Genomic DNA, 13686 nt, shown 5'->3' on the forward strand with positions numbered 1-13686 from the left:
CGCGAAATCTGAACGGCTCCGTTACTGCGACGCGCCGGTCGCGTCGGGTGCGGCCGGCACGGGCGCCTGGGACGGTGCGGCCGAAGGGGCGGCAGCCGGTGCGGCGCCGAGGCCCGCGCTGCCTCCGCCCGCCGCGCTCGCCCCCGCTGGCGGCTGCGCAGGCTGCGGCTGCGACGCGCCCGCCGACAGCGCGGCGGCCGACGCGGCCACTTCGGACGCCGGCACCCATTCCTCGACGATGCCGCCCGATGCCGCTTCGGGCGCCGATGCGACCGAAGCGGCCGAGGCCGCGCCGGTGTCAGCCTCGGGCGCACGCTCCACCCGCTGCGTCCTGACCGGCGCAGGCGCTTTCTTCGCCTCGGGCGGGAACCACGTGTCGAACAGGTCCGTCGCACGCTCGCGCAGCGACGCGAACCAGCCGGGCGACGGCTCGGTATCGAATTTCGCCTTCGTGTCGACGATCCGGGCGCGCTGCGCACGCTGGAAGAAATCGCCGACGATCGGCAGCGCACTGTGCGCGCCCTGCCCCCAGTAGTCGCTGCGCAGCGTCACGCGCCCGTCGTCGAAACCGACCCACGCACCGGCGACGAGGCCGGGCTGCATCAGGATGAACCAGCCGTCCGCGTTGTCCTGCGTCGTGCCCGTCTTGCCGGCCACGTCGCCGCGGATCCCGAAGCGCGTGCGGATGCTGCCGCCCGTGCCCCGCGTCACGACATCGCGCATCACGCTGAGCAACGTCTTGTCGGTTTCGGCGTCGAGCGCGCGCTCGGGCGGCGCCGGCGCGTATTCGGCGAGCACGTCGCCCTGGCGGTTCTCGATGCGCGTCACCATCTGCGGCTCGACATACAGCCCGCCGTTCGCGATCGTCGCGTAAGACGCGACCATCTCCTTCAGCGTGACCGGGCTCGTGCCGAGCGCGAGCGACGGCACGCGTTCGAGCGGGCTTTCGCACACGCCCATGTCGCGTGCGAGCCTTGCCACGGCAGCCGGCCCGACCTTCTCCATCACCTGCGCGGTGATCCGGTTGCGCGACAGCGCGACCGCGTCGCGCAGCGTCATCGGTTTGCCGGTCGGCGGCACGTCGTCGTTCGGCCGCCAGATCTCGCCGCCCTTCAACGGGATCTCGACCGGCTGGTCGATGAACGTGTCGTCCGGCTTCATCCCGCTCGCGAACGCGACGCCATACACGAACGGCTTGAACGTCGAGCCCGGCTGGCGCCGCGCCTGTGCGACGTGGTCGAACGGCTCGCTGGTGAAGTCGCGGCTGCCGACCCACGCGCGGATCTGCCCGTTGCGCGGATCGATCGCGAGGAAGCCGGCCTGCACGTCCGTCTTCGTCTTGCACAGCGCGCGCATGAAGCCGCGGTCGGCCGCGAGCAGCTTCATCGCGGCCGCGTCGTCCTTGCCGGCGTCCTGCGCGGCCTTGTACTCGGGCGACTCGCGCATGAAAGTGCGGAACACCTCGTTGTCGGTGCCGCAGCCGTCGCGGCCGCTCCATGCGTTGTTCGCGATGCCCTGCAACTGGTTGCCCTGCAGCATGAGCGCCTGGGTCGCCATCTGCTGCAGCCGCGAATCGATCGTCGTGCGCACGATCAGCCCGTCCGAGTAGATGTTGTAGTCGTTGCGGTCGGCCCACGCGATCAGCCATTTGCGCAACTGCTGCGCGAAATGCGGCGCCGGCCCCGGCGGCTCCTTCTGGCGCTCGAAATCGATCCGCAGCGGCCGGCGCTGCAACTGCGCGAACTGCGCCGGCGACAGCTTGCCGTACTTCACCATCTGGCCGAGCACCGTATTGCGCCGCTGCAGCGCCCGCTCGGGATTCAGCACCGGGTTGTAGTAGCTGTTGCCCTTCAGCATCCCGACGAGCGTCGCGCTGTCGAGCACGTCGAGCTCGTCGGCCGACTTGTCGAAATAGGTACGCGCGGCCATCTCGACGCCGTACGCGTTGTACAGGAACGGCACCGTGTTCAGGTAGGTCTCGAGGATCTGGTCCTTGCTGTAGACCGCCTCGATCTTCAGCGCGGTGATCGCCTCCTTCACCTTGCGCGTGAGCGTCGGCGCACGGCCGATCTCGTCCGGATACAGGTTGCGCGCGAGCTGCTGCGTGATCGTCGAGCCGCCCTGGCGGCTGCCCGAGAACGTATGGAGCGCGGCCGACGCCGTGCGCTTCCAGTCGAGGCCGTGGTGTTCGTAGAAGCGGTGATCCTCGGTCGCGATCAGCGCGTCGACCATGTGCGGCGAGATCTGCTTGAGCGGCACCCATTCGCGGTTCGACGGCTTGAATTCGGCGAGCAGCTTGCCGTCGGCGGACAGCACCTGCGCGGGCTGGTCGACGCGCGCCTTGCGGATGTCGCCGATGCCCGGCGTGAACGGGATCAGCACGACCACGTACACCACGAACAGCGCCGGCACGGCGGCGCCGGCGAGCAGCACGCCGCGGCGCGTCGGGTGACGGACATGGCGCCACGCGGTGGCGGCGAGAGGCTTGACCCGCGCGACGGCGGCAGCCGCGACGGGTTGGGCGCGCGTGACCCATCTGGCACAGAAGTCACGCACTGACGGCACGTTTCGGCGATTCACGCGGGTGGAGCTCGGCTGAAAAGGGTGCATCGTACCAAACTCGCGCGGCCCGCCGGACCGCAATGGCGCGGCGGCGGCACACGCGGAGCGGCTGCGCGGCGGTTCATGCGCAAAAAAGGCGCGCGCCCCGCAACGGGAACGACGCGCCAAGCCTGGTACTACAAACGGGCGGCCGCGCCCGGCGCGGCCAATCGGCGCGGCACCTCAGCGCACGAGAAAACCGTAGGTCAGCGGATCGCGTTCGTCGACGATCCAGTTCGCGAACCCGCAGATATGCGCGCTGCCCTCCACTTCCGGAATCACGGCCGGGATGGCCCCGACCGTCGTCTCGCGCAGCACGCGCCCCTTGAAGACCGTGCCGACGATCGATTCGTTGACGAGCGTGTCGCCGGCCGCGAGCAGGCCGCGCTGGTAGAGCTGCGCGACCCGGCCGCCGGTGCCGGAGCCGGTCGGCGAGCGGTCGACCTCGCGATCCGCGAACACGCAGCAGTTCGCCTGCGTCGAGCCCGGGTGGCGCGGCGCGTTCGCGATGATCGTGCCGTAGATGTGGTTGATTTCCGGAATCTCCGGATGCACGACCGGGTACTTCGCGTTCGCGGCGGCCTTCACTTCCGCGCCGAAGCGGATCAGCCTTTCCACCGCCGCCTCGCGCACCGGCAGGTCGAACGGCGCGCCGTCGACGTAGAAATAGAACGCGCCGCCGTATGCGATGTCGCCCGTCACCGTGCCGAACGACGGCGTCTCGACCGACACGTCGCGTTGCCAGATGAACGACGGCACGTTGACGAAGCGCACCGGCCCCGCGTGCTCGCCGTCCCACTTGACGAACGCCTCGATGAAGCCGCACGGCGCGTCGATGCCGACCCGCGTTTCCGGCACCGTGCGCTGCACCCAGCCGAGCTCGACGGCCGCGGTCGACAGCGCGATCACGCCGTGCCCGCAATGGTCGCTGTAGCCTTCGTTGTGCACGAAGATCACGCCGAAATCGGCGTTCGGCGACACGGGCTCGGTGAGGTAGCCGCCGTACATGTCGGCATGGCCGCGCGGTTCGAACATCAGCGCGCGGCGGATCTCGTCGGCGTTCTCCTTGAGCCATGCGCGGCGCTGGACGATCGTGTCGCCCGGCAGGCGCGGCAGCCCGCTCGTGACGATACGGAACGCTTCGCCGCCGGTATGAACTTCGACGGTGGAAAGGGATCGGGAAATTTTCATGGTCGATCGAATGCGTTGAAACGAAAGACGGCGGCCGCGCCGCCGTCCGATGACAGACTGGCCGGTTACTTCGCGTACGGTTCGGGCAAGCCGTTGCGGATCACGTAGACGGTGGTCGGCGCGCCCTTCAGGTCGCCGTTCGCGTCGAACGAATAGGTGCCCGCGACGCCCGCATAGTTCGACTTCGCGAGTTGCGCGATCAGCTTCGCCTTGTCGGTGGTCGTGCCGGCCTTGACCATCGCGTCGGCGAGCAACTTCATCCCGTCGTAGTAGTTCACGCCGTAGACCTGCGTATCGGTGTGATACGTGTCGTGGTACTTCTTCAGGAATTCGCGGCCGGCCGCCGTCTTCTCGAGCGCGACACCGCCCTGCGCGCAGTAGACGATCGACGCCGCGTCGCCCGCGACCTTGCCCATGTCCGCCGAGCAGATGCCGTCGCCGCCGAGCAGTTTCGCGCGCAGGCCGCGCTGCTTCATCTGCTTGGCCATCGGCGCGCCCTGCGCGGCATAGCCGCCGAAGAAGATCACGTCGGGGTTGCCGGCCTTGATCTTGGTGAGAATGCCGAGGAAATCGGTGGCCGACGAATTCGTGAATTCCTGGTCGACGATCTTGATCCCGTTCGCCTTCGCGACGTTCATGAACTGCTCGGCAACGCCCTGCCCGTACGCGGTGCGATCGTCGATCACGGCTGCGGTCTTCGCGTTCAGCGTCTTCGCGGCGAAGGTGGCCATCGTGCCGCCGAGCTGTTCGTCGCTCGCGCCGATCCGGAAGATGTTCTTGAAGCCCTGCTTGGTCAGCGCCGGGTTCGACGCCACCGGCAGCATCGGCACGCCGGCTGTCGAGTACACGCGCGATGCGGGAATCGCGACGCCCGAGTTGTATGGCCCGAGCACCGCGACGACGCCCTTGTCGACGAGATTCTGGGCAACCTGCACGCCGGCTTTCGGATCGGCCTGGTCGTCGTCGGAAACCAGTTTGAAGGTAACGGTCTTGCCGGCGACCTTGATGCCGGCCTTGTTGAGTTCGTCGACGGCCAGGCGCGCGCCGTTTTCATTGTCCTTGCCGTTCGCGGCCTGCGGGCCGGTCAGCGGCGCCGAATGGCCGATCATCACGACTTCCTGCGCATGCGCGGAAGTCAGCGCGCCGGCGGCGATGGCCACCGAGAGCGCGGTAACGAGGTGTCGCATGATGTCTCCTGATTGGTTTTGTGTGAAACCAATGTAGGACACGCGTGGTTACCATGCAAGCAATTCAAAAATAAAAACTTCGATTCTGGTCATTTTTCAGACCAGAACGGGCCGGCGCGGTCACTTCGGCGCGATGTCGCGCCGCACGCGCAGGATGTGCTGCTCGACATAGAACGCCGCCGCATCGGCGTCGCCGGACACGATCGCCTCGTAGATCAGCCGGTGTTCGGACACGTAGAGCCGGATCCGGCCCGCATCGTAGATGCCGTCGTCCTTCAGCCGTTTCCACAGCGGCTGGTCCATCGTCTTCGCGACTTCGTCCGCGATCTTCACGATCAGCGCGTCGCCGGTCATCAACGCGAGTTGCCGGTGGAACAGCCGGTCGCTCTCGTTCCACAGCGCGCGCTGATGCGGATCGTCGACGTCGGTAATGGTCTCCATCTGAGCCAGATAGCGCTCCGCACCGGGGTCGGTGCGGCCGTGCGCGGCCGCGAGGCGTGCGATCGCGGGCTCCAGGATCAGCCGCACGTCGAGCGTCGACGTCGGGCTGAAATCGGCTTCGGACGCCCGGTGCATGTCGCCGCGCTGCGCGAGCACGTCGAGCGGCGACGCCACGACGTAGGTGCCCGAATTGCGCTTCGTGAACACGAGCCCTTCGTTCTGCAGCGCGCCGAGCGCCTCGCGCACGGCCGGCCGGCCGACCTGGAACAGCCCCGCGAGCTCGCGCTCGGACGGCAGCCGCGACTCGGCGGCATAGCGCCCCGCGCGGATCTCGTCGCGGATTTTCTCGGCCACCTGCTCGTAGATCTGCAGCGGCCTGAAACCGCCTTCGAGTGTGTCGGGACGCGCGGACATCATCGTGTAGCTCCTGCCCGGTCGAGGGCGTGAATCTGGAATGGGTTCGCACTATACCGGAGCGCGCCGGCAGCGAGGCCATGGCGGCCTTTTCTGGATAGATATTAGAACCAAAACAGGAGCGCCGCTTTATTTTCTGGGTTGCAGGTAGGCCAGCAAGTGGTATAGATTCGATCCACACTGCCCTGTGTCACGGTATCCGGCAGCCCCGTGGCGGGTGCGGCATGCGCCCGTCGTCCACGCTCACCGACGCATACGACGTACACGATGACCGCTCTTTCCCCGATTCCCGTTCTCGATGCAGCCGACACGGCCGCGCTGCTCGACTACCCGGCGCTGCTCGCCACGCTCAGGCAGGCCGTCGCCGACTATGCGGCGGGCGAGATCGTCAGCCCCGAACGCCTGGTCGTGCCGCTGCAGGCCGGCGGCGTGATGCTGTCGATGCCGTCGAGCGCGCGCGACCTCGCGACCCACAAGCTCGTGAACGTGTGCCCGGGCAACGGCGCCCGCGGGCTACCGACGATCCTCGGCCAGGTCACGGCATACGACGCGACCACCGGCGAAATGCGCTTCGCGCTCGACGGCCCGACGGTCACCGGACGCCGCACGGCGGCCATCACCGCACTCGGCATCCAGGCGCTGCATGGCGCCGCGCCGCGCGACATCCTGCTGATCGGCACCGGGAAACAGGCGGCCAATCACGCGGAAGCGTTCGCCGCGATCTTTCCCGAAGCGCGCCTCCACGTGCGCGGCACGAGCGCCGACAGCGCGGCTGCATTCTGTGCCGCGCACCGCGCGCACGCACCGCGTCTCGCGCCGCTCGAAGGCGACGCGATTCCCGATGCGATCGACGTCGTCGTCACGCTGACGACGAGCCGCACCCCCGTCTATCGCGAAGCCGCGCGCGAAGGCCGGCTCGTGGTCGGCGTCGGCGCATTCACCGCGGACGCGGCCGAGATCGACGCAAACACGGTGCGCGCCAGCCGGCTGGTCGTCGACGACCCGGCCGGCGCGCGCCACGAAGCCGGCGACCTGATCGTCGCGCAGGTCGACTGGCAGCACGTCGCGTCGCTCGCCGACGTGCTGGGCGGCGCATTCGACCGCACGGGGCCGCTGCTGTTCAAGAGCGTCGGCTGTGCCGCGTGGGATCTCGCCGCGTGCCGCACGGCGCGCGATACGCTGGCGGCGCGCCAGGCCGGCTGATCGGGCCCGCCGGGGCCGCACACGAGGCACGTCACGAAGCGGCCGTTCCGGTGGTTTCCCGTACGCGTTGTAGGAATTACCCTACAACGCGTCGCAGCGGCCTACATCAACTTCCAATTCGGCCGATTTCATTTTCGGCGGCGCAACACGATACTGCCGGCATGAATGCCAGCCAGTTCCCCCCCGCGCTCCGGGTGTTTCTCGTCGATCACGCCATCGCCGTCCGGCAGCGGATCGCGCTGCTCGTCGGCGCGATCCGCGGTGTCGCCGTCGTCGGCGAGGCGGAAGACGGCCAGGACGCGTGGACGCAGATCCGCAGCAGCCAGGCGGATGTGGTGATCGTCGACCTGCGGCTGGCGGACGGCAGCGGTCTCGACCTGATCGGGATGCTGTCGAAGGCCGCGCCGCGCATCGTCACGATCGTGCTGACGAATCACTCGGCGCGGGCATTCAGAGAGGCATGCGCGTCGGCCGGAGCCGACTACTTCTTCGACAAGACCGCAGAATTCGACGCCGCATGCCGTGTCATCGAATCCCTGGTGCACGCTCGCGCGCACCGCCCCTGACGAGCCGGAGTGACTCATGTCCACAGCCACCCCCTGTGCCGCCGACGTATCCATCGCGCCTCGGCCGGCGATTCCGCTTCGCGCGGTCACGCGCGCCGACGCCGCCAAACATCCCGCCGCGCGCTGCTCGGTATGCGCGATGCGTTCGATGTGCCTGCCGCCCCACCTGACCGCGGCCGAATACGGCCGCCTCGACGCGATCATCTGCACGACCCGGCAGGTTCGCCAGGGCGACGCGCTGTTCCGCACCGACGATCCGTTCCAGAGCATCTATGCGGTGCGCGCGGGTTCGTTCAAGACGGTGATGATGCACCGCGACGGCCGGGAACACGTGACGGGCTTCCAGATTGCCGGTGAAACGCTCGGGATGGACGGCATCGGCAGCGGCCAGCACTGCTGCGACGCGATCGCGCTCGAGGACAGTGTCGTGTGCATCATCCCGTTCGGCGCGCTCGAAGCGGCGTGCCGTGAGATCAAGCCGATGCAGCACTTCCTCTACCAGATGCTGAGCAGCGAGATCGTCCGCGAATCGAGCCAGATGCTGCTGCTCGGCACGATGTCGGCCGAGCAGCGCGTCGCGCATTTCCTGCTGAACCTGTCGTCGCGCTTCGAGGCGCGCGGCTATTCGGCGACGGAATTCAACCTGCGGATGACGCGCGAGGAAATCGGCTGCTATCTCGGGATGAAGCTCGAAACCGTGAGCCGGATGTTCTCGCGGTTCCATCGCGAAGCGCTGGTCGAAACGCGCGGCAAGCGCGTGCGCATCATCGACTCGCAAGCGCTCGCACGGGTCTGATGGAACAAGGCCAGGACGACGCCCGGCCGCCGGCGCGGTTTCGCGCGCGATGCATCATTGCACCGCGCCGCCGCCCGCCGCGTTGCGCAGCTCCGCCCTTGCATCGCCCGCCTGGCACGCGATCAGCGCCTGCTCGGCCTGCATGAACGCACGGCGCAGCACGTCGTCCAGATCGTCGCCGACGCACGGCGGTAGCGTCCAGAGCGCCGTGTCACGCATCACGAGGTCGAGCCGCACGTCGTACCGGCGTGCGCCATCGGCGGCGGCACGCAATTCGATGGCGAGATGGCAACCGCCGATCAGCGCGCGGAACCGTTCGAGCCGCACCAGCTGCGCGCCGGCTTCGGCCTCGACCGCGGCGGAACCCGCGAATCCGTGGCAGGCGATCTGCATGCCCACGCCCATGTCGTGTCTCCTGACGGGGCCGCCCGCTCGTCGACCGCCTTGCAAGTGCCGCCCGCACCCAAAAGCGGCGGCACGTGTTACCCGTGGCACGGCGCGATTTCTTCGATCGCTGCCCGGCCGATAGCCTGCCCGCGCCTTCGCCGGCGCGGGACCGTTCATACGTTGAAGGTCTGCGACGTCTTCATCTCGATCCACGTCATGCCGGCCCGCAGCCCTTCGATCATCGCCTCGCGTTCGGTCGGATACGCATGGCTGTGCTCGAACGTGTGATGAAAACGCGCGGCGCCGGTGCCATGCTCGACCGTCACGCGGCAGCGGAATTCGCCCGATTCGCACGGTCGCGTCTCGACCTCGACGGACCAGTCGCGTTCGTGAATGTTGCCCTGCAATGTCATGCGCCCTCCTGCGGTATCAGTCTTCGAGCCGGAAGTGGCCGCTGTGCAGCAGCACCGGCCGGCCGCCGATTTCCTCGAGCATGCGTCGTGCCATCGCTTCGATCGCCGACCGGTGCGCGTCGAATGCGGTCAGCAGGTCGCGTTCGAGCAGCGACGGCGCCCCGAAATGATCTTCCAGCGCCTCGGCCGTGACCGCGCACTGTACGCAACGCCCGTCGACCAGCGCCGAAAACGCCACGACCAGGTCGCGTGCGCAATATTCGGGTGGTTCCGGCGGGAAGGCAATCTGCATCTGTCCGCCTGTCATCGTCGTGATGGCTCCATGACAAGAGCATAGTGGCGCGCGCGCCCGCACGCTTGACCCACGTCAACGGGTTCGCTGCGCCGCACGATAACGGCGCGGCGGCTTACCCGGCGCGGCTGCGCGATGCCGCTTGAGCCCGGCTTGAGCCCGGCTTGAGCCCGTTTCAGTCCGCTTTCAGCCCGCGTCCGGCTCGATCGCCGCACCGCGTTCCGCGAGCAATTCGCGCAGCACGCTGCGGTGGCAATGGCGTTCGTCGTCGCAGTAGCAGCCGATCGAGAACGCGGTGGTCCCCGACAGCGCCGCCAGCAGGTCCAGCACCTTCGCCGCATCGCCCTGCGCCATTTCCGCGCGGAAGCGGCGCCGGAACGCGTTCCATTCGGCATCGGTTTCGGCCGCCTGCGCCTGCGCGACGAGTTCCGGGCTCGGCGACAGCGTCGGCAACCATACATCATAGTAGTTGCGCGACGCGAATTCCGCCTTCGGCACGCCGCGGGGCGGCCGCCGCACCGTTCCGATCCGCAGGCCCTCGCCGGCCGCGCGCGGCGTGCCGAGCTGGATGATCCGGATGCCCATGTCGCTCCTTCCGAGTTGCGTTCGGTTCCGTGATCGTACCGCCGCGCCTGCGCCCGCGTCAGCCCGGTGGCGCACATTGCGGCCGCACAAAAAAACCGGCTGCCCCCTTGCGGGAGACAGCCGGTTCGGCCTGCCGCGTGGCGCGCCGGAGCGCGCCGCGCTCAGACGCCGCTCTTCAGCACCTTGCCGATGGCGTCGGCGACGATGGCGACGTTCGAGTCGTTCAGGCCCGCCACGCACATCCGGCCCGAACGCAGGATATACACGCCGTGCACTTCGCGCAGCGCATCGACCTGCGATTCGGTCAGGCCCGTGTACGTGAACATCCCGCGCTGCTTCACATAGCGCGTGAGTGCCTCGCCGCTGACGTGGTCGCGCAGGCCGTCATGGATCGACTGGCGCATCCGCGCGATGCGGCGACACATCGCCGCCAGTTCCTCTTCCCACTGCTTGCGCAGCGCAGGCGTGCCGAGCACGGCCGCCACGACCTTCGCGCCGTAGGTTTGCGGGTTGCTGTAGTTCGAGCGCACGGCGCCGGCGAGCTGGCCGAGCACGCGGTCGGCCGCGGCGGCATCCTCGCAGACGACGCTCAGGCCGCCCACGCGCTCGCCATACAACGAGAAGTTCTTCGAGAACGAGTTCGCAACCAGCGTCGGCACGCCGCGGCGGGCGAGTTCGCGCACTGCGAAGGCGTCCGCGTCGAGGCCCGCGCCGAAGCCCTGGTACGCCATGTCGACGAACGGCAGCAGCCCGCGCGCCTCGATCACGTCGATCAGCTTCTCCCACTGGCCTTCGTCAAGGTCGACACCGGTCGGGTTATGGCAGCACGCGTGCAGCAGCACGATGCTGCGCGCCGGCAGCGCGTCGATCGCCGCGAGCATCGCGTCGAACTTCAGGCCGCCCGTCGCTTCGTCGTAGTACGGATACGTGTTTACCGTGAAGCCGGCGCGCTCGAAGATGAAGCGGTGGTTTTCCCAGCTCGGATCGCTGAGCCACACCTGCGCATCCGGGAAGTAGCGCTTCAGGAAATCGGCGCCCACCTTCAGTGCGCCCGAGCCGCCGAGCGTCTGCAGGGTCGCGATGCGGCCGGCCGCGCGGGCCGGGTGATCGGCGCCGAACACGAGCGCCTGCACGGCGTCGCGATACGCAGGCAGGCCGACCATCGGCAGGTACGGCTTCGGGCCGCTCTCGCGCTGCAGCGCGGCTTCGGCTTCGCGCACGGCGCCCATCACCGGAATCCGGCCTTCGGCATCGAAGTAGATGCCGATGCTCAGGTTGACCTTCTGGTCGCGCGGATCTTTCTGGAAGTTCTCGTTGAGCGTCAGGATCGGGTCGCCCGGGTACGCGTCGATGTGTTCGAACATGGCTTGAGTCGGTCTCGTTTGGAAGAATGATCGGTCCTGGCCTGCGTCAGCGTGCGGATGCGCCGTCGTGCACCGCATAGCCTGCATTCTTCTGACGGAAGCGATACCCGACCGCGAGCACCGCGAGCCATACCGGGATCAGGTACACCGACAGGCGGAGATCCGGCGTCAGGTACATCACGACGAGAATGCCGGCCATGAATGCCAGGCACAGGTAATTCGTGAAAGGATAGCCCAGACTGCGGAAGGAAGTCTCTTCCCCGGCCGCGCGCTTCGCCTGGCGGAACTTCAGGTGGATCAGCGTGATCATCGCCCAGTTGATGATCAGCGCCGACACGACGAGGCCCATCAGCACCTCGAACGCCTTGCCCGGCATGAAGTAGTTGACCAGCACGCACACGCCGGTCGCGAGCGCCGACGCGCCGAGCGCGGCGAGCGGAATGCCGCGCTTGTTCACCGAGCACAGCACCTTCGGCGCGTTGCCCTGTTTCGCGAGGCCGAACAGCATCCGGCTGTTGCTGTACACGCCGCTGTTGTAGACCGACAGCGCGGCCGTCAGCACGACCACGTTCAGCACGTTGGCCACCACGTTGCTGCTCAGCGCATGGAAGATCAGCACGAACGGGCTGCCGCCGGTGACGACCTTTTCCCACGGATACAGCGACAGCAGCACGGCCAGCGCGCCGATGTAGAAAATCAGGATGCGGTAGATCACCTGGTTAGTCGCACGCGGAATGCTGCGCTTCGGATCGTCGGCCTCGGCCGCGGTGATACCGATCAGCTCCAGCCCGCCGAACGAGAACATGATCGCGGCCATCGACATCACGAGCCCCGACACGCCGTTCGGGAAGAAGCCGCCGTGCTGCCACAGGTTCCGGACACTCGCCTCCGGCCCCGCATGGCCGCTCACGAGCAGCCAGCCGCCGAAGCCGATCATCCCGACGATCGCGGCGACCTTGATGATCGAGAACCAGAATTCCGTCTCGCCATACGACTTCACGCTTGCCAGGTTGAGCAGGTTGATCGCGACGAAGAACACCAGCGCCGACACCCAGGTCGGCGCGCCCGGCCACCAGTACTGCACGTAGATCCCGACGGCGGACAGCTCGGCCATGCTGACGAGGATGTACAGCACCCAGTAGTTCCAGCCCGACAGGAAGCCGGTGAAGTGGCCGACGTACTTGTCGGCGAAGTAGCTGAACGAGCCGGCGACGGGCTCGTCGACGACCATCTCGCCGAGCTGGCGCATGATGAAGAACGCGACGACGCCCGCCACCGCGTAACCGAGCAGCACGGACGGGCCTGCCATCTTGATCGTCTGCGCGATGCCGAGGAACAGCCCCGTGCCGAGTGCGCCGCCGAGCGCAATCAGCTGGATGTGCCGGTTCTTCAGCCCGCGCTTCAGGCCGTCGCTCTCGTTTCCAGAAACCATGTCTTCTCCACTCTGTCCGCCTCCGCCTGAAGCGGTGCGGCGCGCCTCGGTGTGCCGGGCGCTGTTTTTGCTGTGCCGGGGCCGTTCGTGGAGCCGCCGGGTTGGGGACTGCAATCTTCGCGTGGCGGCGCCCGATTCGCATCGGCGTGCCCGCCAGACCGGCCACCGACTGTCGCCGCGCCCGCATGGCTGCGTTCGCATACGAAAATCCGGCGTCAGTTTAGCGTCGCGACGGCGAAATCGGGTTTCGTAACCCGTTCATGCAAACCCTACATTATGAGATAAGATTGCATCCAGGAGACGAATGAGGAAACAAAAATGCATGAACCGGTTCTGGATCGCCTCGATCGGCACTTGCTCGCGATCCTGCAGGAGAACGGCCGCGCGTCGAACCTCGATCTGGCGAAGGCCGTCGGCCTGTCGCCCGCGCAGACGCTGCGCCGCCACCGGCGTCTGGAAGAGATCGGCGCGATCCGCCGCTACGAAACCCGGCTGTGCCCCGACACGCTCGGTTTCGGCGTCACCGCTTTCGTGCACGTGACGATGGAGCGCGGGCATATCCGCGACCTGTCGAAGTTCCAGAAACTGGTGTCCGATCTCGCGCAGATCCAGGAGTGCTTCTCGGTGACCGGCGACATCGACTACGTGTTGAAGGTCGTCGCACACGATCTGAAAGGCTTGTCGCGGTTCCTACTCGAGACGCTGATGCGCATTCCCGGCGTGAGCGGCGTGCATTCGAGCGTGTGCCTCGACGAGATCAAGTGCACGAGTGCGATGCCGGTGGAAGGCTGAAACTGCGGGCCGCACGCTCGGC

At 67.6% G+C, this 13686-nt stretch carries 14 protein-coding genes; 4 read left to right on the top strand and 10 right to left on the bottom strand.

Annotation, left to right across the window (positions count from 1 at the left end):
- Positions 1 to 21: 21 nt before the first annotated feature.
- The 4 genes from ACPTTC_RS26080 to ACPTTC_RS26095 all read right to left on the bottom strand — a co-directional run bounded on the left by ACPTTC_RS26080 (position 22) and on the right by ACPTTC_RS26095 (position 5837).
- Positions 22 to 2610 carry a penicillin-binding protein 1A gene (locus ACPTTC_RS26080; RefSeq protein WP_423394508.1) on the bottom strand — a complete coding sequence of 863 codons (2589 nt, stop codon included), beginning with the start codon at positions 2608 to 2610 and terminating at the stop codon, positions 22 to 24.
- A 174-nt stretch (positions 2611 to 2784) separates the two neighbouring features.
- Positions 2785 to 3792 (bottom strand): trans-3-hydroxy-L-proline dehydratase, encoded by a 1008-nt coding sequence (gene lhpH, locus ACPTTC_RS26085; protein WP_423394509.1) that lies wholly within the window; start codon positions 3790 to 3792, stop codon positions 2785 to 2787.
- 65 nt (positions 3793 to 3857) lie between these two features.
- Positions 3858 to 4979 (bottom strand): branched-chain amino acid ABC transporter substrate-binding protein, encoded by a 1122-nt coding sequence (locus tag ACPTTC_RS26090; RefSeq protein ID WP_423394510.1) that lies wholly within the window; start codon positions 4977 to 4979, stop codon positions 3858 to 3860.
- 120 nt (positions 4980 to 5099) lie between these two features.
- Positions 5100 to 5837: a FadR/GntR family transcriptional regulator gene (locus tag ACPTTC_RS26095; protein ID WP_423394511.1), complete on the bottom strand. Its 738-nt coding sequence runs from the start codon at positions 5835 to 5837 to the stop codon at positions 5100 to 5102.
- A gap of 264 nt (positions 5838 to 6101) precedes the next feature.
- On the opposite strand from ACPTTC_RS26095, the gene lhpI reads away from it, so the two are divergent.
- From lhpI to ACPTTC_RS26110, 3 genes are all read left to right on the top strand, one after another.
- A complete protein-coding gene (gene lhpI / locus ACPTTC_RS26100; protein WP_423394512.1) occupies positions 6102 to 7037 on the top strand; it encodes a bifunctional Delta(1)-pyrroline-2-carboxylate/Delta(1)-piperideine-2-carboxylate reductase in 936 nt (311 codons plus the stop codon).
- A 161-nt stretch (positions 7038 to 7198) separates the two neighbouring features.
- On the top strand, positions 7199 to 7603 hold the full coding sequence (locus tag ACPTTC_RS26105) for a response regulator transcription factor (RefSeq protein ID WP_423394513.1): 405 nt from the start codon (positions 7199 to 7201) through the stop codon (positions 7601 to 7603).
- Between the two features lie 16 nt (positions 7604 to 7619).
- A complete protein-coding gene (locus ACPTTC_RS26110; RefSeq protein ID WP_423394514.1) occupies positions 7620 to 8399 on the top strand; it encodes a helix-turn-helix domain-containing protein in 780 nt (259 codons plus the stop codon).
- Positions 8400 to 8453: 54 nt separating this feature from the next.
- Here the strand turns inward: ACPTTC_RS26110 and ACPTTC_RS26115 are convergent, their stop codons facing one another.
- From ACPTTC_RS26115 to ACPTTC_RS26140, 6 genes are all read right to left on the bottom strand, one after another.
- On the bottom strand, positions 8454 to 8804 hold the full coding sequence (locus ACPTTC_RS26115; protein ID WP_423394515.1) for a metal ABC transporter ATPase: 351 nt from the start codon (positions 8802 to 8804) through the stop codon (positions 8454 to 8456).
- Between the two features lie 155 nt (positions 8805 to 8959).
- Positions 8960 to 9199, bottom strand: coding sequence for a UDP-glucose 4-epimerase (locus ACPTTC_RS26120; RefSeq protein ID WP_175950306.1), 240 nt, complete (start codon positions 9197 to 9199; stop codon positions 8960 to 8962).
- A 16-nt stretch (positions 9200 to 9215) separates the two neighbouring features.
- Positions 9216 to 9506 (bottom strand): DUF1488 domain-containing protein, encoded by a 291-nt coding sequence (locus ACPTTC_RS26125; protein ID WP_226194678.1) that lies wholly within the window; start codon positions 9504 to 9506, stop codon positions 9216 to 9218.
- A 171-nt stretch (positions 9507 to 9677) separates the two neighbouring features.
- The gene (locus tag ACPTTC_RS26130) at positions 9678 to 10076 is read right to left on the bottom strand and encodes a DUF488 domain-containing protein (RefSeq protein ID WP_423394516.1); all 399 of its coding nucleotides are present in this window, start codon (positions 10074 to 10076) and stop codon (positions 9678 to 9680) included.
- A 161-nt stretch (positions 10077 to 10237) separates the two neighbouring features.
- Positions 10238 to 11440 carry an amino acid aminotransferase gene (locus ACPTTC_RS26135; RefSeq protein ID WP_423394517.1) on the bottom strand — a complete coding sequence of 401 codons (1203 nt, stop codon included), beginning with the start codon at positions 11438 to 11440 and terminating at the stop codon, positions 10238 to 10240.
- A gap of 46 nt (positions 11441 to 11486) precedes the next feature.
- Entirely contained in the window at positions 11487 to 12872 is a 1386-nt protein-coding gene (locus ACPTTC_RS26140; RefSeq protein WP_423394518.1) for an amino acid permease, read from the bottom strand.
- Positions 12873 to 13190: 318 nt separating this feature from the next.
- Here ACPTTC_RS26140 and ACPTTC_RS26145 point away from each other — a divergent pair, with 318 nt between their 5' ends.
- Positions 13191 to 13664 carry an Lrp/AsnC family transcriptional regulator gene (locus ACPTTC_RS26145; RefSeq protein ID WP_174974390.1) on the top strand — a complete coding sequence of 158 codons (474 nt, stop codon included), beginning with the start codon at positions 13191 to 13193 and terminating at the stop codon, positions 13662 to 13664.
- Positions 13665 to 13686 lie beyond the last annotated feature (22 nt).

This window comes from Burkholderia mycopellens, assembly GCF_964265025.1.
Classification (GTDB): Bacteria; Pseudomonadota; Gammaproteobacteria; order Burkholderiales; family Burkholderiaceae; genus Burkholderia.